This window comes from Mesorhizobium loti CJ3sym (assembly GCF_000472785.1).
Taxonomy (GTDB): Bacteria; Pseudomonadota; Alphaproteobacteria; order Rhizobiales; family Rhizobiaceae; genus Mesorhizobium; species Mesorhizobium loti_E.
On sequence record NZ_AXAL01000044.1, the window covers coordinates 1 to 21,537 of the forward strand.

Genomic DNA, 21,537 nt, shown 5'->3' on the forward strand with positions numbered 1-21,537 from the left:
TGACAAAAGTCGCATTTGGCAGCAGCGCCTGCAGCATCTTCCACCGTTCTAGTGTCAAGAACCATGAGTGCTCATCCACGCCGACACGCCCGGCCGCCAAGCCCAAGCCCTCGAGGGCTCTCCGCGCCGCGTCGAGTGAAACGCGGATCGGATCGGATGAATCTGCGTAGCTCGTGTGGCTCGTGACCCAAGACGTGAGGTNCGCTGCTGGGATTTCTACATCGCGCAAGATCAGCACTGGATCGCGATGGCTCGGAACCGCTACGGCGTGATATGAGAAAAAGCCCGCCCCAGCGTCGAGACCTGTCAGATATTGAATGTTCTCGGGCTGATGCAGGAGTAACACGTCCAGATCATGCTTTGCCATTTCCTCCTGCGTGCGTTGAAGGCGTGTCTTATATTCTTCAACAGGGAAATCCATCCCGCTATTCGTATGCTCGGTCACCGTCGTGGCTCCTTCATTGCCAAACTACATCACCTTTATTCGGTCAGCCGCTCCTCCCTCTGGCGGATTGCTTCAAATCTGACGTAGAAACAGATTGCAAATGCGATCAGTATACTTGATACCTCAGTAATCGTGGGTGTGATCTCTTCCCGAATTCCCGACCACACCTTCCTGGCAGGGCCATCGTGTCTGGCCCGCTCACGCACCACCGGAAGGCAAAGAACCCAGCGATGATTAACGCCGGACAGATGAACAGGAGTACGATTGGCGAAATCGTAACAAGTCGCGGGGCGCTCAAACTCAAGGCAACGTGCTCGAGTCTTATGTTCTGGGCCTGCATGGCGAGTTGCAGTGGCTCAAAGAGGAAGTAGATCGCTACCGCACTAATGATTACCAGCGCGATCAGCGGTGCGAGCAATAGCTGGTACCCGACGCGGCGCATTCGCCGACTGCCGCGAACGAATCCTATCGCAGCCGCTGAACCGGGGGACAGGCGCGCAAACACGATAGAGATCGCAACTGCCAAACTCTCAAACGTAGCGGAGACCCAGGCCTCGCTTGTGACATAGGCATCGTACCATTGCACTGACAGGCCCGGAGGGGGGAAATCGAGGAAGCGTGAAGAGCTGGATGAGATCTGGACGATGATCAGGATGGGACTAACCAAGAGGAACACAGCAACGATCACGCTAAAGTCCCATAATAGCTTACCACCAAGCGCAGCCCGCTCACAACGCCTGGGGAGGCCGGCCGGAAAGCAGACACTACCTCCGACGGCGCGCACCAAGACCGGGGCGAGGTCAACGAGTTGCAAGTAAGCGCTGGTTGAATGGCGAAGGGTAGAGCCTGCTGATTGGCCAACGCCTCGCTGAGAGCCGAGCAGCGGTTCGATTCCCACGAAATAGTTGGATATTGCGTAGTGCACGAGCGTGATCGCGAGCAACACGGTGGCAACGGTGGCCGCAAGCGGCCAGTTAGGCGTCGCGTTCATCAGCTTCCGTGGTACGATTGTGTTCCGATCGCCTAGCAGTGAGGGTGTGATGTAGAACTCAAGTGCGAACACGAAGAGGAGCAGCCCGGTCGCTCTTACGCCTGGCGCGCTTATGAGAAAGAACATGCGCCAAAAATTCTGGGCCGGGGAGGCTCCCAGAGAGGCAGCAGCGCACGTCAGACTGTCCATGACAGGCTCAGAGCACTTCGCGTGACGGTGCGGAGATGTAGCAGGACGCGTAGATATAGCCGGTCGTGCGCTCTAGGCGATCCTCCATGCCGAGTTTGGCCATAGCCTTCAGGATTGCTTGCCGTTCCGTTGGTGTGGAGAAGCGGCGCTGGCGTTGTCTTAACCGATCTACAACCTTGGTTTCCAAAGCGAAACCCCGAAGTGTCCGCGCGATGTCGTCATAACTGAAGGGGTGCATTGCAAAGGCGACGACCCATGGGTGTGACGTCGCGGAGGCCTTATACACGCGTGCAAAGGTTCGCGCCGTGGCGTAGCCCACACAGCCTGTGCTGATGATAATATCCGCACCCGCAAGGGCGCAACGTTCATTGGGGGTCAAGTCACGGGTTTCCAAATCCCCCGTGATGCCAGCCTTCAGCAGCCCCAGATTCCGTGCATATCTAACAGCCCGGAACGATGGATCCACGCCGACGAACTGAATGTCGTCACGGAGGCCGCGATCGCGAAAGAAAGCGCGATGCTCAGTCTCCTGTCGGCGCGAGAGAGATCCGCTGGGTTCCAGATAGGCAGCATACAGATCGTCGAGATCGAGATCGGTGCGCAGCAAGGCGGCGTTGACGCCATAGGAGCAACCGACATCGATAATTTTCAACCAAGTCTTGTTTCGAACGCGTCGATAATCGGCGAAGATCCTTTCGAAGACCGGCTTGGCCCGATCTGGGATCATATAGTCCAAGGCCAAATGCGCGCGAAAATAGGCGTGCGGCCACTTGCGATTATAGGCTGCCGTGAAGTCTTGCTTCGCCCCCTGAATGCTGCTGTGCAGTCCACTTGCTGGCGCCATTGTCCACCTCATTGCCCCGTGGCCTTGGGTCACAGCCGACCGTCAAGAGCGCTCAGTCTGAAGCTGAGACCGGCGACATGGACCTGACATGCTGCTTTCCTTCATTCCATCGATCGCGATCTGATCCAAGACATGAACATCCGTTGGCGCCCTGCCGCCTTATGTTGAAGGAGTTTCAAAAGTCGTACCAACTGCTCAGAAAAGCCCAGAAAACTTTTCTCTTAGGGATCATGGGTTACATGAGAGTGCGGCCGGTATCCGAGCCGAACACTACCGTGTCTGATACTTGACAACCTACAGCAGGTGTCGAAAGCCCAGCGCCGTCCCAGGATCGCACGTTCAGACCGTTCGACGGAAGCCTTGCGCTAAAGGGAGCATTTATATGCATAGATCGCTGATCGGCGTCCTCTGACGCAATTTCCATGATCGTGCTGCACCGATCGGCCTTGTCTAAAGGAGATCGATTTTGCCGCAGCGGTACATCTTTTGAGGCTCGCGATCTGTCGTTCCGTCTAGCCGTTGGGCCATGTTCAGCTGATTGCGGCTCGAACGAAAGGTTTGTCGCGCGCAATCGGGTTGGACAAGTGGCAGTCAAAGGGCAATGCAACAGTTCTGAAGTCATACGCTTAGGCCCCTTTTGCGAAGGGAAAACATCCTGTTGATCTGGCTCACACGAGGATGGTTGCCGGCCCCGAGAAATTCGGCGGTGAGATCGTTTGCGCCGATAATTTCCGAGAGGAGATCGTCCCGCGCACCACCGGGGAAGCCTAAGAGGATGCTGCCCGCCTCTGTGAGGAATTTTGGGCCTTCCGATAGATAGCGGCAGAGCAATCCATAACCCGGGTCGATGGCTCCTCGCTCGATGTTGTCCTCATACTGGTAGTCATCCGGCGCAAAGACCGACGGATAGTTCCAAAATATGAAATCGAATTTTCGGTGCGGTGGAACATTTGTAAAGATGTCGCTTTCGATTACCTCAACGTTCTTGATGCCGTTTCTTGCAGCATTTTCTAACGCGTTCGCGACCGCCTTAGGATCGATATCACAGGCAACCAACGACGCAGCGCCGAGTTTTGCGAGGTATAGTCCCGGAAGGCCGAAGCCGCAGCCGATCTCCAAAATGCTTTTTCCTTCAACGGGAGGAAAATTGTCAGTATACCAACGCCAACTGTGGAAATCTTGTGGGGGATAGACACCTTCGTGAACGGCCAAGTCCAGTCCAAATTCCTGCATCCGCAGCGGGAAAGTGCGCTGTTGGCTAAGTTTGAGTCTCGTCTTTATCCGGTCAATTTCCGTCATATTCCTGCTCTCCTCGAGCTAGACACGATAGACACTGCGATCGGCTCAGGACCGTCTGGGAGACTTCAGAGTCGTAAAAAAACCGCCTCATTCAGTTTCGAGTCCTCAGAGCCCGAGGATGGATAGAATAAATTATGATGTCAATCATCAAAATGAGTATATTTTGTAGTACAAATTCTACAAAGAGCGACAGTACGGTAATATTTATAGCCTGCTTGTGAAATATTCGTAAAATATATTAACAAATATGTCATATCTGTAAGGCAACGGGTTGAGCCGTTGGAGTCAAAAAACAGTGCGCCTTCCCGTGCTCGCCATGGATCGTGCCGGTTGGCCACACTACCACCAACCTCGTGGTAGGCGGCATTGACCAAGTCCGTCATTGAGGGACTGCGAAATCACCTGATCGAGACGGCGGCGACGCGCCCCAAGCCGCGATCGACCTCGGCAACGAGGTGATCGTCGGCGTCAATAAGTACCGGTTGGAGACTGAGTCCGACAATGCGGCGGTGCGAGACGCGCAGATCCGTCGTCTAGAACAAACAAAACGCGTCAGCGCGATCCCAAGCGCGTTGACGCAGCCCTTGCCGCGCTTGGTGAGACTGCGGCCAATGGCAAGGGCAATACGCTCAAAGCGGCGATCGAAGCGGTGCGCACTCGCACGGCGGTTGGGGAGATTTTCCAACACTTTGCGCCGCGCCTTCGGCGATTACGCGGCTGTACGCCGAAGTGATCTCGAAGGCGCCGCCTTTCCGTCCGCTCGGCCGTCAACCGAAGCTGATGGTGGCCAAGCTCGGCCAGGATGGCCTGTGACTGGGGCGCCAAAGTAATCGCATCTGCGTTTGGCGATCTCGGCTTCGACCTGGTCGCGGGGCCGCTCTTCCAACCCCGCAAGAAGCAGCAAGCATGGCCGTGGCCGCCGATCGCGACCTCGGACCGATCACCACGCTCGCCATCACAGGCATCTCGGTCGTGGTCTTCATCATCTCGATGTATGTGCCGTCGATCGCCCAAGGGGGTCGTGCAGGGCGCGTCGGTCGCCGGCGGCATGGAGCGATCCGGCAGGGCGGGCGGACCCCAACCTTCGCCGAAGACGGCGCATTCTTGGAGCGAGGGCCGTGTCCAGGGCGCGCAGACGGCGAGCGACGCAAGAGCTGGCGGGTCTCGTCCATGCGGGTGCTGCACTTCGAGATATGGCTTCATCGGCAGCGCCGGATGGGCGGCCGGCTCGGCGGCAAAGGAAAGAGCAATCGCGTCGCCCGGCACCTTTGCGGGCTCTCTCCTGGGGCTTGCCGATGCCAAGCTAGATCAGAGCCGGCATCGGGCGGGCGTACAGCCTTCCGGCCGGGTCCGCCGATCGACGACACTAAGTGAGGAAACTACTCGGCATGGCCTCAGGCAACCCGCCCGACAACCCCTTATCTTGCCGCGCGGCAGGAGCGGAACGAACGCTATGGCTCTTATGTGAAGGCGGCGGCCGCCTGGCGTCTTGTCAGCATCGCCGGCATTGCCATGGCGGTGATCGGATTTTCCTATGCGCTCTTCCAGAGCACGCAGGTCAACCATGGTGAACCGTACATCGTCAAGGTCTTTAAGCTCGGCACGGCCTCGAGCGCGGGCTTCCCGCAACAGATCGAGTATGCCGATCCCCGCGTCGTCAGGGCAAGACGACCCTGATCGCCGCCCTATACAGCTCTTTTTGCAGAGGGCCGTTCGCGGGATTCGAGTTTCGCTCCAGTCGAACGCTGACAGCGTTCGCCAGGGCGTCACCACCGCGCCCTCGAACGATCTAGGGAGCCGCTCCCCGTCACGGATCGAACTAGCCGCTGCTAAGAAGGCGTCAGGTTCGTCCACCTGAATGTGGTCGGCGCGGCAGAGCAGCGACATCTCCTAATTGCGGATCGCTCTGGCGAGGACTTCCGCGACGCGCGCCGGGACACCAGCCTGATCCCGAATTTGAGCTCGAAATGACGGACCGAGTTTGCTTCACCCTGGCGCGGGCAAGCTGGCGAGGCCCGAGACACGCACAGGGTACAAGCGAAAATTCAAACAGCTGATTTGGGCACTTCTGAATAACGGCGCCATTCCCGACAGCGCCATCCTTGAAATTCTATCGACGAAACTCGACAAGCTTGCGCCTAAGCCGGGCAAGGTCCCGGTTGTGGACGAGGTTGAGGAATTCGAGGGTGCGATCGTGCAGGAATTTGCAGCCGACGGACGCGCGATTGCCCTTCGCCACATCTGCGCTTACCGCGATCGAACTTCGAAGTCGGTCTTATCGGGCTCGAAGAACTATTCAAAGCCTGGCTGGAGCCTCGGCCAGTCAAGGACGTCCGGCCCCTGGCCGGGGTCGATCCGGCGCGTTGGTCGACAGAATGCTTCCAGCTGAGGAAGAGGCTTGGAATGGTTGACATCGGCATGTCGTGATCGGGTTCCAGGGATGAGAAAAACGACCTTGCGGCCGCGCTCTGGTATCTCGTCGACTCTCGGGCGCCAGAGGTCCCGACCGCGCTTTCCAAGCGACGGCGCACCGGTGATTACAAATATCTTGAAGCGATCGCGGCCGCGTGGGAAAGCGGGTGGCAGGTCAAGCGCACCGGCGTCGGTACCTGGCGGTCGGTGAGACGTTTGAACAGGTCTTCACCTCCCGGGAGTATGACAGCGCGTCGAGGACGTGCGTCCGGATCTTAATTGAGACGTTTAACGCCGAGCGTCTTGAGTTAGATGATGTCCTGAAACTGCTTGCTGTGCCCACGAGCAGAACGGCCGTTCGGCGCTTTATTAGCTCGCTTATGCCGCGCCCGCCGTCAGCGACATCACAGTAAGTTGTCAATCGTTGGATGGGCGCAGTGTTTGCGGAGGCGGCCAAGCATTCGACAGAAAAAACGCTGCACGAACTCTGGGGGCGGGTTTTTCCGCATAAAACCAACGAGGCGATTTCTAAAGGTCTCGGTGAACTGAACGGCTCGAAGGAAGTTAGCCACGCCGCCAGACTGATCGATTTTTCAAAAGATCACCAAGCGACGCCGTTCGAATTCGTCGAGGCGTGCAGCCGCGAGAGCCCTACCGCAACGGCGGCGGAACGAACCGAACTCAACGCTTATCTGCTTATAATGTGCAGCCAATGGGATCTGGCAGATCGATAACGATCGTGGCCGATGTGCTCCCCCGTCTACGTCGCGTCGCGCTTGCTAATGGCTTTTCCGATCGCACCCGCGCGTTGTTGGATCGGCGGCTTCCTACTTGTCGCACACGTGGGACCTCAACAAACGGCTATTGAAGTTGCTCCGCAATGCCTGTCGCGACGGGGCGAATATTGAGGGGTTGATCGAGCCCCTGGCGTTTTCCGAGATCGAGTTGCTGTATGTCTTTGATGAAGACAACAACAACGATCTTAAGACCCTCATTTCAAGGTTCCTTTGGCCGGTCTACCGCGCATGAGCAATTCCAATCAGCCACGAACGCCCCGGCCGATCGCACGCATTGGATCGATGAATGTCGGCGCGATCGAGATTGACTTCGAACTCGCCCGCTCGATCAGGCCAAAGGATCATCGGATACCATCAGAGCCAGCGAGCACAAGATCACAGCAACGGGCCGGAGACGCGACCGCACCCGCACCATCCCATTGCCGTCCAGACACAACTATTTTGTATTGCTCGACGGACTGCCTCTGCCGTCGTGGCGCGGCCATGTAGAACTTTCCCATAGTACCTCGTTCGACTCGGAAGAAAATGTAGAATCAAAGCATGGGATCAAACATATGGCCCCAGCTACTCGCGGACACCTGACCTGCCACTGAACCTTATCCAGCGGCGATTAGAGCCTGGACCGTTTCTGTTACGCCGTGGGGCGCGGGATGAGCAACCGGCGAAGACGCGGAGCCTTCGATTAGCGCAGCGTCGGAGCCGGTTACGGTGATGACCTCGGCATAGGCCGCCGGGGTCTGGTAGCCGAGCGAGGAATGTGGCCTTGCAGAGTTGAACAACACGACGAGAGAACCCCCACGGGACCGAGGAACGCGAGCTTCTTTATCCATGGCATCCCTGGGCCAGGCGTCGTGTTCACGTTCATGAGGTGATCGAGAAGGTTGACCGGGAGGTTTTCCGCTGCAGTCTCTCTGGCCACGCCTCCGATCGGTGGCTGGAGGTTCCGGCCTGGATGTTTGATCGCGCGGTCTGCACCGCGTGGCGCATTGCCGCTGCCCCACATGTCGATCCCAGAACGCTTGGCGTCTTGGTGACACTGCTGCAGGACGCGACGGCCAATTCCCACACCCCATCGCAATTGGAGGATTCGGGCGCAGCATCGGGTCCTCACGACGCGAATCGGGGAGAGGTCCATGCCGCGCCAGCCCACGACATATCAGTTCGATCTGTTCTCCAACCCGCACGATGCGCCGACCGCGCAGATGCCACCATGGCAGGCGCTGCCGGAAGAGACGCGCCTGACGCTTAGAACGCTGATGGTGCGCCTGATCCTCGACCACGTCGACGGCGAGCGCGCCGTTCCACGGGAGGAGGCGCGCCATGGTGCATGAGAAGATCCGGCCCCACCATCTGGAGCGCAAGGCGATCCTGTATGTGCGGCAATCCTCGGCCCATCAGGTTCTGCACAATCGTGAGAGCCGCGCCCTGCAGTGTGCGATGCGCGATCGCCTGGTGGCACTCGGCTGGTCTTGCATCGAGACGGTCGATGACGATCTCGGCCGCTCTGCCGCAGGCGGCGTCACACGTGCCGGATTCGACCGAATGGTAGCCGAAGTCTGCCTCGGCAAGGTCGGTGCGGTCGCGGCGCGGGAAGTATCGGGCTTCGCCCGCAACAGCCGTGACTGGCAGCAACTCAAAGATGTGCCGCGTCGTCGATACCGTGCTGGTCGATCAGGAGACGGTCTATGCGCCGCGTCAGGGTAATGACCGGCTGCTGCTGGGACTGAAGGGCAGCCTCAACGAATATGAGCTTGATCTTCTGCGTCAGCGTTCCCTGTCGGCACGCTACGAGAAGGCCCGGCGCGGCGAGCTCATTGTCACGGCCCCGGTCGGCTTCGTGAAGGTCGGCGACAGGCTTGAGAAGGATCCCGATCGCCGTGTCCAGGACGCCATCATTCTCGTCTTCGACAAGGTGGCCGAACTCGGCAGCGCCCGGCAGGCCCTGCTCTGGTTCCTCGAGCATGGGCTGGATTTGCCAGCCAAGCGCAACAATGGCGATGTGGTCTGGCGCAGGCCAAGCTATGCGACCATCCACCGAATGATCGAGAACCCGATCTACGGCGGCGCCTACGCCTATGGTAAGACTCGTGCTGCGTCGGGATATGATGCAACAGCCATTCGCTCGCGCAGCCGCCGTAAGGCGCGTGATGAATGGCTGGCGCTGATCCCGGGTGCACACGAAGGCTACGTCGGCTGGGAACGGGCGGAAGCGATCCGCAAGATGGTGAGCGACAACGTACCCACGAGCGGGCATCACGGGGCGCCCAAGCATGGCAACGCTCTGCTCGCCGGCCTTGTCCGCTGCCGGCGCTGTGGACGCAAGCTGACGGTCCGGTACACAGGGACCAAACATAACATTCCGCGCTATTCGTGTTAGCGGGGCTTGCTCGACAATGGCGAGCCGCGCTGCATCGCATTCGGAGGATTGCGCGTCGACGACGCCATCGAGGAAGCTCTTCTGCGGGTTGTCGAGCCGGGAGCGATTACCGCTGCCGTCGAGGCCGAAGCACAAGCGGCCAGTCGCCGCGATCAGGTTCGTGATGCGCTGGTGCGCGATCTCGAGGCGGCACGCTACAGCGCTGATCGGGCATTCCGGCAGTACGACGCCATCGATCCGCAGAACCGGCTGGTCGCGGCGGAACTGGAGTTGCGATGGAACCGGGCGCTCACGCGTGTCGGCGAGATAGAGAGCCGGATTGCCGCGCATGATGGCTCGACATTGGAACCATCACTTCTGTCGCCAATACACGTCGCCGCGCTCGCCGCCGATCTCAAGACTGTCTGGTCGGCGCCGACGACCGACGCGAGGCTCAAGAAGCGCATCGTGCGCACCGTCATCCACGAGGTGGTCGCCGATATCGATGAAGAAGCGTCAGATATCGTTCTCCTGATCCATTGGGTTGGCGGCGTCCATACTGAACTGCGCCTGCCAAAGCGGCGCCGTGGACAGCGCAACAGCACGTCCGGCGATATCATCTCGGCCGTCCGCCAACTGGTGCTCATCGCCAATGATGATCTGATTGCCGGCATCCTCAACCGCAATGGACTGGTGACCGGCCACGGCAATCGATGGACACGCGAACGGGTCACCGCACACAGGTCGCATCATAAGATCCCTGTCTTCCGGCCAGCGGCGGACGGCAAAGAGCCATGGCTTAACCTGAACAAGGCGGCGCGCCTTCTCGGCGTAGCACCGAAGACCCTCAGGCTCGCCGCCGAGGCGGGCGAGATCGAAGGCGTTCATCCTCTGCCGGATGGCCCGTGGATCTTCAGCCGATCAACGCTCGGCGAACCGGCGGCTCAGAGCATCGTTCATCGTGCGCGGCAGAATCCAAAATACCCCACAAGATCGCATCCCGATCAACAAAACCTATTTACTTCAACGACATAGACAGATGGGCGTTATGAAACAGGATTTAAGTCCCCCGTCCATTCAGCGATGGCACTGCGGGCGTGATCCAGGCCGAAGAACAGGCTCTCGTTCAGGAGCTCATCGCGCATCCATCCATTGAATGACTCGACATAGCCGTTCTGCATCGACTTGCCCGGCGCGATGTAGTGCCATTCCACCCGATGATCCTTCGACCAGGCGAGGATGGCGTTCGAGGTGAACTCGGTGCCGTGGTCGGAGACGATCATACCCGGCTTGCCGCGCTGGGTGATCAGTTCCGTCAGTTCACGCGCCACCCGGCGGCCGGAATCGCCGCCAGGCATTCGAGCGTCACGTCGTCGACGATGTTGAGCACGCGGAACCTCCGGCCGCAGGCGAACTGGTCATGCACGAAATCCAGCGACCAGCGTGCATTCGGCTTCGCCTGGACCAGGATCGGAGCCCGCGTCCCTACCGCTCGGCGCCTGGAGCGTCGCTTGCGCACGGCCAGTCCTTCTTCGCGGTACAGCCGGTAGATGCGGTTGACCCCAGATGCCTCGCCCTCGCGCCCGAGCAGGATGAACAGCCGCCGGTAGCCGAAGCGTCGGCGCTAGTTGGCGAGGTCACGCAGCCGACCACGCAGCTCCGTCTCGGGCGGACGCCGGGACTGGTAGCGGATCATCTTGCGATCAGCGCCCACAAAGGAACAGGCCGGCGCTCCGACAGGCCCATGACGGCCTGCAGATGCGCGACGGGTTCGCGCTTGGCGGCGGGCCCTACCATTAATGGGATGGTCCGCCCCGTCCTCCCGCAGCATCATCTGGGCAGTCACAACAAAGGAGGTTGCAATGTCCCCACGCAATGCGCCGCGCCCTGCGGCCGTCTCTGGTGGCGATATCGGCAAGAACATCTTCCACGTCGTGGGCTTGGACAGCGACGGCGAGCCGTCCAGCGAGTTCGCTTCCGACGCGATACGTTGATGAAGTTCTTTGAGCGGGCAGCGCCGGCAATCGTCGGGTTGGAATCGTGCGCTGGATCGCAATGGATCGCCAGGAGACTTCAGGCACTGAGGCACAAGGGTCGCCTGATCCCAGCGCAGTTCGTGAAGCCATACGTCAAGTCGAACAAGAGCGACATCATCGATGCCGCTGCTATCGCCGAAGCAGCCACGCGACCGACGATGCGATTTGCCGCGATCAAGAGCGAGGAGCAATCCGACCTCCAAGCTTTGCATCGGGTGCGCGACCAGATGATCGGCACGCGAACCCGTCTGATCAACCAGATGCGAGCATTTTGCCTGGAATACGGCATCGCATTGAGACAGGGCGCCGGACTGTTCAAGCTCGACTTGCCACTGGTTCTCGATGACCTTTCGAATGACCTCTCGCCGGCAATGCGCAAACTGCTCGTGGACCTGTTCGCAGATCTGCGCCAGTTGGAGCAGCGCATCAACGACGTGACGAGGGAGATCGCAGCGATCGCAGACCGAGAAGATGTGGCCCGCCGGCTCATGACGATCCCCGGAATCGGAGCATTGGGAGCCACCGCGCTACTAGCGGCCGTCGGCACCGGATGCCAGTTCCAGAAGGCTCGCGAGCTGGCCGCATGGCTGGGGCTGGTCCCTCGAGAATACTCGACCGGAGGCAAGCAGAAGCTACTCGGTATCAGCAACGCGCGGGAACCGCTACGTTCGCAAGCTGCTCGTTCATGGCGCGCGATCATGCTTCCGTCACCTGGATCGAACCCAGGATCGCCTGGGAAGCTGGCTTGACGGGTTGCAGGGCCGTATGCACCCGAACAAAGCTGTTGTCGCACTTGCCGCCAAGATGGCGCGCATTGTCTGGGTTGTCCTGACCAAGCCGGGAGCGCTCTACGAACGCAGGGGCCCTGCTTTCGCCTGACGCTCCGGCTCGATTGCAAGGCTCGGGAATAGTGATGACGAAACAATGGATCAGCATGCCGTAAGCCCTGTGCAAAAAAGTGGGCTTCGTGCCCGAACCATTTATTGGGAACGGCGTGCGCGGATCTCATCATGGCCTGGCTGCAACAGCAGCTCACTCGCGAGAGGCCGGATACATTTATGCAACTGGAATCGTCATCGGCGATGTCGCGAACCCTTGCACGGACGGGCGGACCGTACATTTTTTGACAGAAGCTCACGCAGCGCCGAGGCTTCAGGCATCTGGTCTGCGAGCAGCTTCTTCAGCTTGGCATTCTCGTCTTCCAAGGCCTTCAGGTGCGCATTTCGCAAAAGCCGGACAGGGGTTCCGCTAATTCCCGGACAGCGATTTCGCTAATGTCGGGACAGTTTGGCGGCGACGGTCCTCGGGTGCCTTGTTGCATTCATGGATGATTGATTTCGCCGTTTTCGACGCCGGTCAAGAGGGGCGCGGCCTTTTGCTTTCGCATGCTATCGCCCTGGAGCACGATGCGGTGGGCGTTGTGCACGATCCGGTCGAGAATGGCGTCGGCGACGGTGGGTCTGCGATCAGGTCATGCCATCTGGCCACCGGGACCTGGGCGGTGATCAGGGTGGATTTGCGGCGATAGCGTTCCTCGACGATTTCGAACAGATGGAAGCGCTGTTGGTCGGTGAGGGAGTGGGTTCCGAAGTCATCGAGGATGAGCAGTTGCGCGCGGGTGAGCTTGTCAATGAGGCGTGGGAAGCGGCCATCGAGACGAGCGAGCGCCAAATCCTCGAACAGGCGCGGCACGCGCACATAGAGCACGGAATGATCGAGCCGTGCCGCTTGCCGGCCGAAGGCGCAGGCCAGCCACGACTTGCCGGTTCCGGTCTGGCCGGTGACGATCAGGTTCTCATGCGCTTTCAGCCATTCGCCCTGGGCGAGCGCCATGGTGCCGCGCCGGTCGAGCCCGCGCGGCGCGGCAAAGTCGATGTCCTCGATGCAGGCTTCGGGAAAGCGCAGCCTGGCTGAGGCGAGCCGGTTCCGGACGCGCTTGTCGGCCCGTATAGCGACCTCGCGGTCGAGCATCAGGCCGAGCCACTCGTCACGGCTGAGCTCGTTGGCGTTGTTCTGTTCGGCCAGCTCGCGCCAGGCGGTGGCCATGCCGGCCAGACCGAGGGCCTGCATCTGGTCGAGGGTGGGGTTCGTCAGCATTCTTTCTTCCTTTCCTTCACTGGTAATAGGTGGAGCCGCGGATGTTGGCGTGCTGGGGTGTCGGCTTTGCCGGTTCTGCGGAGCTGGCCCGGTCGAGGCCGGCTTTGAGGATGGCGGTGACGGAGGTGTAGGCGATCGCGTTGATCAGCAGCGCCCGCTCGCAGGCGGCATCGAGACGCTCCGGCCCATAGCGCGGCGCCAGCGACAGGATGCCCATGGCCGAGCGGTATCCCTGTTCCGGATGCGGCCGGTCGCGCATCATGCGCTCGACCAGAATGGCGGCGTTGGGGCCGATCCCGGCCGCCCGGCTGATCAGGCTGGCCGGCGTGGTGTTGGCGTAGCGCTGATGCGCCTTGGGCATGTGTTCATTGACGGTGACCTGGCCGGAACGCTGCGAGCGACGGACATGGCAGGCGACACGCTGGTGATCGTGGAAGATCTCGACCACTCGATGAGTAAGCCGCACCTCGACGGTGCGCCCGATCAGCCGGTGCGGCACCGAGTAGAAGGTCTTGTCGACCTCGACATGGTAGTCAGGATGCACCTTCGCCGACTTCCACTCGGCGTATTCGAACGGTGCTGCCGGCAGCGGTTTCAAGGCAGCCCGCTCGATCTCCTCGAACAGTTCGCGGCGGCTTTGGCCGACATGGCGCATCGGCCGGTTGTTCAACTCCTCGAGCAGTTCGGCGATCGCCGCGTTGAGCTCGGCGATCGAGAAGAAGGATCGATTCCTCAGCCGTGCCAGAATCCAGCGCTCGACGATCAGCACCGCGCCCTCGACCTTGGCCTTGTCGCGCGGCTTGCGGCTGCGGGTCGGCAGGATGGTGGTATCGTAGTGCTCGGCCATGGCGGCAAAGGTCGCGTTCAGCGTCGGCTCGAACCACAGCGCCTTGACGACACCGGCCTTCAGGTTGTCGCACACGATCGCTCTGGTGACGCCGCCGAAGAAGGCGAGCGCTCGCACCTGGCCCTCGATCCAGTCCGGCAGCTTTTGGCTAGAGCTGGCAAAGGCGAAGGTCAGATTGGAGGCGCCCAGCACCGCGACAAAAATCTGCGTCGGGTAAATGGCGCCGGTCGCCGGATCGATCACCGACACCGTCTGCCCGGCATAGTCCGTCTGCATCCGCGCCCGCCGCATGCCGGTTGCGGAATGTCGCGCTCGTCCGGCGCTCGAAAGCGGCGAAGTGCTCGCAGAACCAGGTGTAGCCGTAACCGTCGGGATGGGCGGCGCGATACTCCTGCCACAACAGCGTCAGCGTCACCCCCTTGCGCTTCAACTCCCTGGCGATCAGCGCAAAGTCCGGTTCGCTCAGGTCTTGCGGCGGACGACCGGCACGGCCAAACAGCAGCCGCTCAAGCGTCGCCTCGTCGTGGCCGGGCGGCAGCGGCCAGCATGCCAGCCCGGCCTCCCGCGCCCGCAGCAAATAGGTCGATACCGTCGTCTTGCTGACCTTCAGCCGTTCCGACACCTCACGCACCGAAAGACCCTGCTCATGGGTCAGGCGCAAGATCGCTTGGATATCCCTCACGCTCGTTCGTCTCGCTTGCTTCCGTCTCGGCATGGCCCCTCTCAACGTCATCGTGAGAGGCCAAACTGCCAGAACGGCGCAGCCGAGAACCGACCGTTAAATCCGCTCCCGAAAACTGTCCGGGATTTAGCGGAATCGCTGTCCGCGAATTACTGAAATCACTGTCCGGGATTTAGCGAAAAGGGTGTCCGGGAATTACCGAAACACGCACTTCAGGCGCTTGGCGTCCGACACGTCCATCCCGCCATACTTCGCCTTCCAGTTATACAGCGTCGCCTCGGAGACCCCGTGCTTGCGGGCCAGATCGCCCGCTTTGCACCGCCTCGTGCTCGCGCAGAGAACCGCGATGATCTGCTCTTCCGTAAACCGCTTTCTCTTCATCAGTCCGTCCTTCAATCAAGGCCCGGACTCTAATCTCAGATGGTGGAAATTCTCAGTGGCAGGTCACACCGTCGATGAGAAGGTAAGATTGCAACTTCTGCCAGCACCTCTCGCGGCATCGGCTCGCTGGCCGATCTCCACTGGAGAGATTGAGAAAAAATCGCCAAACGGAGAAGTCGTTGATTGGGAGTCGGCTGCACCAACCGCCGGCTATCTTTGCGGCAGCCTCCGAGGGGACTGTCGCCTGATAATGGGAGAGTCTCTCGCCGGCCTGCGACGTTTGCAATACCCATTCCAAGCCGTACCAGCTTTTGGCGATAACTCGCTTGCGATCAGGATAATATTAGCCTGTCACGTGGAGAGGGCTAACAGTCTCAAAGCGGGGGTCGAGATCCGTAGCGAACAGAGTTGAGGAGCTAACATCTCATAGGGTCCTAGGCTATTCGAGCTTAAGACTGCCGGCATTTGCCTAGCGGCTTCCAAAACTTCGCGTCGGACGAACCCTCAGGGCCTCTTGCATCGAAGCCTCGTATGGGACGGCGACCAGGCTCCCTGGCGGACATCGAACAATCCTTTGGGGGTGGCGTCTGTCCAATCCTAACGAGTTACCCGGGCACAAAGAATGTACTCACGATCGTGGCTAAGGCATTCATTTTTGCAACAACTGACCGCACCTCAACCCGCGCGAGGCTCGAAGTGTCGATAAACGAGGCCCTAATGCGAAACATGCAGACGGCATCCTTTAGATGCAACTTCTATCTGCTTCCGGCCTTCTCACTCTATGCTTTTTCCTCTGCGATCGAAGTGCTTACGCTGGCGAATGAAGCGACCGGGCAAAACGCCTACAGTTGTCAGGTTGTTTCGGGTGACGGACAACCGGTAACGTCGAGCTGCGGCATTACCATAAGTCCGGCGGTGGGTTTGCGCTCGGAGCGTGACCGCAACCTGCGATCAACTCCAGCTCCCATCGCCATAGTGTGCGGAGGCCGTTCCCTCCCTCGCAATGACAGCAAGTTGGAGGCTTGGCTCAGAGAGTGCCGCCACCGTCGCGCACGCCTCGTCGGCATAGGCGGCGGAACCTTTGTCCTTGCTCGAGCGGGGGTTGCGGAGGGTCGCCGCTGCGCAGTGCACTGGGAGCAATTCCCGCTATTTCAGGAGCAATTTCTAAGCGTTATAGCTACACAAGCCGCATTTGAAAGAGACGGTGACCTGTATACCTGCTCTGGCGGAGACGCATCGTTTGACACATTTCTAGATCTAGTTGGACGCGACCATGGAGTTGCCGTCGTAAATCGCATCTGCGAGAAGGCCGTTGCATGTCGTGTTCGCTCGGCTGGAGATCGTCAACGCCTCCCCCCAAATTCCCGCATACGTTTCAATCACAAGGCAGTCGTCCAAATCATCGATCAGATGGAGGCACATATCTGCGACCCCAAATCAATCAATGGATTGGTGGCAGCGATTGGACTTACGCGCCGCCAAGTCGAGCGACTCTTTAAGCGGGAATTAGGACGTACTCCGAGCCGCTACTACCTAGAACTTCGTCTGGAACGCGCTCAGTTGCTGCTTCGCACCTCGAGGCTATCAGTTATCGAGATAGCGATAGCGTGCGGATTCGTTTCGGCATCACATTTCGCGAAAGTTTATCGAATCATGCACGGCTGCGCCCCACATCAAACTCGGTTGTTTTTGCGCGAAGTCGGACAAGATCACCCGTATAATCCGCTCGTCGGAGGGCAGCTCGGCGAAAAACCGGGGCACATCCCTGCTACTGCTAATCGCCGACTTGGCGACGATATTGCGGAGGTTGCTGCTTGCGCTTCTAGACTGAGTTCCAATACTCAGCGCTCATCCTAGCGAGATCTCCCCAAGGGCTCTCTGCGAAGCCTCTGAGCACGATTAACTCGAAGGAGTCGCTGTGTTGTGAGCGGTAACGTGACCGATCAGGATTGTTGCCCATCGGCAGACGAGAAACGCGGCGGCGAATAGGTTGAGGGCGCGTTCGCAGGCGTTGTTCGTTGCGTCGACCATTCCTGGCCATTGGGCAAAGGTCAAAAGTTGATCGCGAGCTCGCCTGAACTTGTTTTGGATGTCGCGGGCCAGATCGCACGACGTTGTGGTGGCGAAGTTGTCGTCCAGACTTCGCTCCAGTGCGCGACGCTTGCCGGCGATGGTCGAGGCGGCGAAGGTTTCGATACCGTCGGCTAGGGCGAAGGCCCTTTGCAGGCAACGCTTGAGCCGTGGCCGAGTACGCGCTGACCCGCATCAAGCAGGGCGAGCGGGTCTTTGCCGATGAGACCACGCTGCCAACGCTGGCGCCGGGATCGGGTAAGGCCAAGATGGCTTATTCGTGGGCCTATCTGCGCGATTATGCGCACCCGTTGATTATGCGCAGCTCACCGGGACAGGACCCGCTAACCATCGGCTTCCCAGACTATTTCGAAGAGGCGAACTGCGCATAACTCTTAAAGGCTCAACAGGAACTGCATGAGCTGGTCCGGCGGCCGATATCGGCCTTGACTGGCCGTCATGGGCAACAGTCGGTTGAGCGTAGCGCTCCTTCATGGCAAGATCCGCCTAAGGTACATGTGCGTCGTGGCGGGTTGGCGGTCGTACGCCAGAGCGGCACGCTGCGGTCTTTGCGCCCCTTGCCATGCAGGTGCGCGACCGCCGAGCCGTCGACGACGACCTCGCCGACGCGCAGACCGATGGCTTCAGACACGCGGGCGCCGGTGTTGTACATCATGCTGAACAGCGCGCGATCCCGCTCACCCGCCCAGATCCGCGCATCCGGTGCGTCAAGGATCGCCTGCATATCCTCGCGTGACAAAAATCCCAGGACCGGCCGGTCGAACCGTTTCATCGGAAGGGCTAGCACCTGTTCGATGACGGGCAGCGCGGTTAGGTCGTAGTGGGCGGCATACTTGAGGAAAGAGCGGAGCGCCGCCAGGCGGGCGTTGCGCGTGCGGGCGCCGTTGCTCCGCTCCTTCTCCAAGTGGTCGAGGAAGCCGAGGATCAACTGCGCATCGAGGTCGGTCAGAGTCAGCCGGGTGGGTGCCGTCGCCTCGGCGAAGCCGAGCAACAATCGGAAGGTATCGCGATAGGCGGCGATGGTGCGCGAACTGACGGCTCGCTGATTGCCGAGATGCGCGATGAAAAAGCGTTGAAGCAGGCTGGGGAAGGACGGTGTCAGCTTGGAATCAGACATGACGATCCCTCCAACCGTAGAGGCGAAGAACTCGAACCGTTTGCCCGCGATCGCCATGAGTTCCGGGACGCCGGCAAGATACCAATAGGTATCGGAGATCTTGGCGTGGCCGACGTAGGTCGAGAGCGCCGCCATGGCGTTATCGATATCGGCGCCATGTTCGTGCCAGAGCTGGATACGACGACAAACGAAAGTGTGGCGCAGGTCGTGAAGGCGCACCGCGCCATGGCCGCCCCGCGCGGGTCCAACCAAGGTTGGTGCGAAGCTTCTGGAAAGCCTTATTGATGCGCCGCTTGGCGATAAATCCGCCCGCCGGAGACAGAAATAGGGGTGAGTCCTCGGTAAGCGCACCATGACGCGCCCGAACCGCCAGATAGCGCCGTAGCTCGGCTACGACGGTGGCGTGTATGGGCACATGCCTCGACTTGCGGAACTTGGTGTTCCGTATCGTGAGGAAGACTCCATCGAGATCGACATCGCTGCAGCGCAGGTGGAGTGCTTCTGACCGGCGCAGACCCGTAGCGGCGATCAGCCCGAAGATTGTCGCGTAGGTTGCCGGCCGCAATCCGCCCTCGGGGCCCAGGCGCCAAGCGGCGGCCACAAGGTCGCAGATCTCCCGCTCTGAATAGATGTGCGGTGCGAGGCGGCGGTGTGAACGACCAAAGGTCGCGGTCTGGGGGAACTCGGTGTCGGGATCGAGCCGGGCCAGATACCTCGCGAACGGGCGAAGGACTTCGAGGCGTCGGGCCCATGAGAAGGGACTGGTCCGCTTGGCCTGGCCTTGCACCCAGTTCAGGACGATATCGTTGGTGAGCGGGCCACTATGGCCGCGCCCGTCGGCGAACAGGGCGAAAGAGGTGATTTGATGACCCTCCATCCTGAGGGCGAAACCAAGGGCGCGGCGTTCGGACAAATAGTCCTTTGCCAGTGAGAGCAGTGCGCGCGCCGGTCATTGCGCGCTCCCCGGCCACGGCAAGGCCACGGCTCCAAGGTTGGTCAGATCGACTTTTGCGTAGATGGCGGACGTATCGAGGCTTCGATGCCGCAGGATGTCCGCAATCTCCTTCATCGGCGCGCCAGTGCGCAGAAGTCGGCTGGCCATGCTGTGGCGGAGAATGTGGACGCCGGTTCGCATCCATCCACATCTTCGGTAGCCGGCCAGTACCGCGCGTTTGACGCTCTTGGTCGTAATCGGTTCTGGCGAACAAATATGGCCCGGTTCGACGTCGCGGGCCGCTCCTCGTGCAGATAGGCCGCAATCGCCGCTCCCGTAGCGGACGGCAGGGGCAGAGCATCGGCGCGTCGGCTCTTGGTGCCGACAAGCTTGATCGTGCCACCGGCCCAGTTGATGTCGTCGAGCTGCAGCTTGACGACTTCGCTGGAACGCAGACCGAGATCGATCAGACACCGCACCATCGCATAAGCCCGCAGGCGCGACGGGAACGTCTGATCAAAGGAACTCAGCAGTTCGTCGATCTCGGCGTCGGTCAGCACCTCAGGCAGTGATGCCAACCGCCAGTGTGCGACCCTGGGGATCGCGGCCTTCAGATCGCCTACCCAGTCGCCGGACATGCTGCGGAAGCGCAGATAGCAGACCAATGATGACGCCGTTCGCGGCGACGGTGGCGGGTCTTCGCCCCTGTTTGCCAAGGACGAAGCGGCGGATGGATGTGGCGCTGACGGTCGCCATGGAGATCGGCTGCTCGTCGAAATGCTCGACAAGAAATCCTTCGACCACTCGGCAACGCTTCCGACGCGTGTTGTCCGAGACGTAGCGCATGTGGGCATCGAAGCGCGTCAGCTCCTGTTCGATGGCGGATTTGCGGGCCGGATACTGGAGCACCACGCCGCCAGCTTTGAGCACCTCGAGAAGATGACCCAGAGCCGCCTGCAGCTCATGACGCAAACGACGGACCGGGTCGGGGCAGGCGCACGCCGGCTGGTGTTCCGAAAGCGCATAACAGCGCCCTGGCCGATCGCTTTTAGGTCGTACCTTTCTTGAGTCAGCCAATGGGCGAAGTGGGCGACGCAGCACAGATAGGCGCGCTGCGTGCTCGGCGCATATCGCCTTCGCTGCAACTGCTCACCGTACTGCGAAACAAAGGGCCGAAGAATACTGTCTTCCAACCAAGCGCGGGGCTGTGGCTGAAGGATGATCGCTTTTTGCATGTAGATCTCCTACCGAGTTGAGTGCGCTCGGAAGGAAGCACTAGGATTATGCGCATCGCATAGCTCGAATGCCGGCTACCATCTTACTGATCTACCGAAGAAAACTGGCTAGCTGTCCCGGTGAGCTGCGCATAATCAACGGGTGCGCATAATCGCGCTTATGGAGAGATCTACATAACAGGGATGATCGGCCCTTTGGCGGCAGCGGACCGCCCATCGTTGTCTATCGCTTCAAGGACAGCCGCACCGGCGAATGTGTTGCCCGCCATCTGGACGGCTATCGCGGCATCCTGCAGGTCGACGGATACGCCGCCTATGACCGGCTGGCCAAGCCCGATCGGGCCAATGACGCGGTGACGATCGCGGCCTGTTGGTCACACGCGGCGCAAGTTCTACGAACTGCATGCCGCGAGCTCGTCCACCATCGCCTCGCAGACCGTGGTGCATATGGCCCCGCTGTGGGCCATCGAGGAGGCCGTCCGGCCAGGACCCGGCAGCACGAATAGCAGCGCGTCAGGAGAAATCCGCCGCCATCGTCGCCGCGCTCTTCAGGCCGTGGGAAAACGAGCTGCCGAAGCTGTCGGGTAAATCGAAGCCCGCCGAGGCGATCCGCTATGCGCTCGGTCGGCGTGCCGCGCTCGAGCGCTTCCTCGCCGACGGCCGTATCGAGCTCGACTCCAACGCCGTCGAACGTGCGATCAGGCCGCAGACAATTACACGAAAGACCAGCCTCTTCGCTGGCAGCGACGGCGGCGGGCGGACATAGGCCACCATCGCTACGCTG

16 protein-coding genes and 10 pseudogenes are annotated in these 21,537 nt (G+C 60.3%); 13 read left to right on the plus strand and 13 right to left on the minus strand.

Translation table 11 applies throughout. The features are described from left to right. From A3A9_RS0134425 to A3A9_RS0134445, 4 genes are all read right to left on the minus strand, one after another. Nucleotides 1-421: aminopeptidase P family N-terminal domain-containing protein (locus tag A3A9_RS0134425; RefSeq protein WP_033839069.1), on the minus strand; the 421-nt coding region annotated here is incomplete at its 3' end. Between the two features lie 130 nt (nucleotides 422-551). Further along, nucleotides 552-1,562, minus strand: coding sequence for a hypothetical protein (locus A3A9_RS0134430; RefSeq protein WP_027033284.1), 1,011 nt, complete (start codon nucleotides 1,560-1,562; stop codon nucleotides 552-554). 70 nt (nucleotides 1,563-1,632) lie between these two features. After that, nucleotides 1,633-2,469: a hypothetical protein gene (locus tag A3A9_RS0134435; protein ID WP_032925901.1), complete on the minus strand. Its 837-nt coding sequence runs from the start codon at nucleotides 2,467-2,469 to the stop codon at nucleotides 1,633-1,635. A gap of 618 nt (nucleotides 2,470-3,087) precedes the next feature. Beyond that, nucleotides 3,088-3,768 carry a methyltransferase domain-containing protein gene (locus A3A9_RS0134445; RefSeq protein ID WP_027033282.1) on the minus strand — a complete coding sequence of 227 codons (681 nt, stop codon included), beginning with the start codon at nucleotides 3,766-3,768 and terminating at the stop codon, nucleotides 3,088-3,090. Between the two features lie 366 nt (nucleotides 3,769-4,134). Between A3A9_RS0134445 and A3A9_RS46045 the strand changes: the two are divergent. The 9 genes and pseudogenes from A3A9_RS46045 to A3A9_RS46070 form a co-directional block, all read left to right on the plus strand. Continuing rightward, nucleotides 4,135-4,683: pseudogene (locus A3A9_RS46045) on the plus strand (methylmalonyl-CoA mutase family protein); the annotation flags it as partial. Beyond that, nucleotides 4,675-5,142 (plus strand): hypothetical protein, encoded by a 468-nt coding sequence (locus A3A9_RS46050; protein ID WP_224713159.1) that lies wholly within the window; start codon nucleotides 4,675-4,677, stop codon nucleotides 5,140-5,142. The pseudogene A3A9_RS46045 and the gene A3A9_RS46050, both read left to right, overlap by 9 nt. A 33-nt stretch (nucleotides 5,143-5,175) precedes the next feature. Further along, nucleotides 5,176-5,433: pseudogene (locus A3A9_RS40380) on the plus strand (VirB8/TrbF family protein); the annotation flags it as partial. An 11-nt stretch (nucleotides 5,434-5,444) separates the two neighbouring features. Then, nucleotides 5,445-5,561 carry a hypothetical protein gene (locus tag A3A9_RS46635; RefSeq protein WP_420686455.1) on the plus strand — a complete coding sequence of 39 codons (117 nt, stop codon included), beginning with the start codon at nucleotides 5,445-5,447 and terminating at the stop codon, nucleotides 5,559-5,561. A 1,056-nt stretch (nucleotides 5,562-6,617) separates the two neighbouring features. Continuing rightward, nucleotides 6,618-6,914: a hypothetical protein gene (locus tag A3A9_RS0134470; protein ID WP_152536266.1), complete on the plus strand. Its 297-nt coding sequence runs from the start codon at nucleotides 6,618-6,620 to the stop codon at nucleotides 6,912-6,914. A 1,196-nt stretch (nucleotides 6,915-8,110) separates the two neighbouring features. Continuing rightward, nucleotides 8,111-8,308, plus strand: coding sequence for a hypothetical protein (locus A3A9_RS0134480; RefSeq protein ID WP_027033277.1), 198 nt, complete (start codon nucleotides 8,111-8,113; stop codon nucleotides 8,306-8,308). Then, the gene (locus A3A9_RS46060) at nucleotides 8,298-8,681 is read left to right on the plus strand and encodes a recombinase family protein (RefSeq protein WP_224713157.1); all 384 of its coding nucleotides are present in this window, start codon (nucleotides 8,298-8,300) and stop codon (nucleotides 8,679-8,681) included. Before A3A9_RS0134480 ends, A3A9_RS46060 begins: the two co-directional genes overlap by 11 nt. Beyond that, nucleotides 8,638-9,354, plus strand: coding sequence for a recombinase family protein (locus A3A9_RS46065; protein ID WP_245279202.1), 717 nt, complete (start codon nucleotides 8,638-8,640; stop codon nucleotides 9,352-9,354). Before A3A9_RS46060 ends, A3A9_RS46065 begins: the two co-directional genes overlap by 44 nt. A gap of 6 nt (nucleotides 9,355-9,360) precedes the next feature. Beyond that, the gene (locus A3A9_RS46070) at nucleotides 9,361-10,368 is read left to right on the plus strand and encodes a hypothetical protein (protein WP_224713155.1); all 1,008 of its coding nucleotides are present in this window, start codon (nucleotides 9,361-9,363) and stop codon (nucleotides 10,366-10,368) included. A 23-nt stretch (nucleotides 10,369-10,391) separates the two neighbouring features. Here A3A9_RS46070 and A3A9_RS44530 read toward each other — a convergent pair. After that, nucleotides 10,392-11,130: pseudogene (locus tag A3A9_RS44530) on the minus strand (IS3 family transposase); the annotation flags it as partial. Nucleotides 11,131-11,195: 65 nt separating this feature from the next. Between A3A9_RS44530 and A3A9_RS41515 the strand changes: the two are divergent. Beyond that, nucleotides 11,196-12,248: pseudogene (locus A3A9_RS41515) on the plus strand (IS110 family transposase). A 442-nt stretch (nucleotides 12,249-12,690) separates the two neighbouring features. On the opposite strand, the pseudogene istB reads toward A3A9_RS41515, so the two are convergent. From istB to A3A9_RS40410, 3 pseudogenes are all read right to left on the minus strand, one after another. Next, nucleotides 12,691-13,466 (minus strand): annotated as a pseudogene (istB, locus tag A3A9_RS41520) (IS21-like element helper ATPase IstB). A gap of 16 nt (nucleotides 13,467-13,482) precedes the next feature. Then, nucleotides 13,483-15,028 (minus strand): annotated as a pseudogene (gene istA, locus A3A9_RS41525) (IS21 family transposase). Nucleotides 15,029-15,205: 177 nt separating this feature from the next. Beyond that, nucleotides 15,206-15,376, minus strand: a pseudogene (locus A3A9_RS40410) (transposase); the annotation flags it as partial. A gap of 726 nt (nucleotides 15,377-16,102) precedes the next feature. On the opposite strand from A3A9_RS40410, the gene A3A9_RS43420 reads away from it, so the two are divergent. Then, entirely contained in the window at nucleotides 16,103-17,233 is a 1,131-nt protein-coding gene (locus A3A9_RS43420; protein WP_080680522.1) for a GlxA family transcriptional regulator, read from the plus strand. 383 nt (nucleotides 17,234-17,616) lie between these two features. Further along, a pseudogene (locus A3A9_RS46430) lies at nucleotides 17,617-17,838 on the plus strand (IS66 family transposase); the annotation flags it as partial. A 65-nt stretch (nucleotides 17,839-17,903) separates the two neighbouring features. On the opposite strand, the gene A3A9_RS42220 reads toward A3A9_RS46430, so the two are convergent. The 5 genes and pseudogenes from A3A9_RS42220 to A3A9_RS46640 form a co-directional block, all read right to left on the minus strand. Continuing rightward, the gene (locus tag A3A9_RS42220) at nucleotides 17,904-18,719 is read right to left on the minus strand and encodes a tyrosine-type recombinase/integrase (RefSeq protein WP_063827826.1); all 816 of its coding nucleotides are present in this window, start codon (nucleotides 18,717-18,719) and stop codon (nucleotides 17,904-17,906) included. A gap of 4 nt (nucleotides 18,720-18,723) precedes the next feature. After that, nucleotides 18,724-19,497: a tyrosine-type recombinase/integrase gene (locus A3A9_RS41530; protein ID WP_202596441.1), complete on the minus strand. Its 774-nt coding sequence runs from the start codon at nucleotides 19,495-19,497 to the stop codon at nucleotides 18,724-18,726. A 36-nt stretch (nucleotides 19,498-19,533) separates the two neighbouring features. Next, nucleotides 19,534-20,156 (minus strand): annotated as a pseudogene (locus A3A9_RS43425) (tyrosine-type recombinase/integrase). Next, nucleotides 20,080-20,490, minus strand: coding sequence for a hypothetical protein (locus A3A9_RS43430; RefSeq protein ID WP_082222373.1), 411 nt, complete (start codon nucleotides 20,488-20,490; stop codon nucleotides 20,080-20,082). The pseudogene A3A9_RS43425 and the gene A3A9_RS43430 overlap by 77 nt, the downstream one beginning before the upstream one ends. Further along, nucleotides 20,382-20,753 carry a site-specific integrase gene (locus A3A9_RS46640; RefSeq protein WP_224713154.1) on the minus strand — a complete coding sequence of 124 codons (372 nt, stop codon included), beginning with the start codon at nucleotides 20,751-20,753 and terminating at the stop codon, nucleotides 20,382-20,384. Before A3A9_RS46640 ends, A3A9_RS43430 begins: the two co-directional genes overlap by 109 nt. A 176-nt stretch (nucleotides 20,754-20,929) precedes the next feature. On the opposite strand from A3A9_RS46640, the pseudogene tnpC reads away from it, so the two are divergent. After that, nucleotides 20,930-21,516: pseudogene (gene tnpC, locus A3A9_RS43435) on the plus strand (IS66 family transposase); the annotation flags it as partial. Nucleotides 21,517-21,537 lie beyond the last annotated feature (21 nt).

Bases quoted from the DNA above. Each gene is read 5' to 3' on its own strand.
- A3A9_RS0134430 (WP_027033284.1), bottom strand. From the start codon at position 1,562: ATGTTCTTTCTCATAAGCGCGCCAGGCGTAAGAGCGACCGGGCTGCTC.
- A3A9_RS0134435 (WP_032925901.1), bottom strand. From the start codon at position 2,469: ATGGCGCCAGCAAGTGGACTGCACAGCAGCATTCAGGGGGCGAAGCAA.
- A3A9_RS0134445 (WP_027033282.1), bottom strand. From the start codon at position 3,768: ATGACGGAAATTGACCGGATAAAGACGAGACTCAAACTTAGCCAACAG.
- A3A9_RS46050 (WP_224713159.1), top strand. From the start codon at position 4,675: ATGGCCGTGGCCGCCGATCGCGACCTCGGACCGATCACCACGCTCGCC.
- A3A9_RS0134480 (WP_027033277.1), top strand. From the start codon at position 8,111: ATGCCGCGCCAGCCCACGACATATCAGTTCGATCTGTTCTCCAACCCG.
- A3A9_RS46060 (WP_224713157.1), top strand. From the start codon at position 8,298: ATGGTGCATGAGAAGATCCGGCCCCACCATCTGGAGCGCAAGGCGATC.
- A3A9_RS43420 (WP_080680522.1), top strand. From the start codon at position 16,103: ATGCAGACGGCATCCTTTAGATGCAACTTCTATCTGCTTCCGGCCTTC.
- A3A9_RS42220 (WP_063827826.1), bottom strand. From the start codon at position 18,719: ATGGCGGCGCTCTCGACCTACGTCGGCCACGCCAAGATCTCCGATACC.
- A3A9_RS46640 (WP_224713154.1), bottom strand. From the start codon at position 20,753: ATGCAAAAAGCGATCATCCTTCAGCCACAGCCCCGCGCTTGGTTGGAA.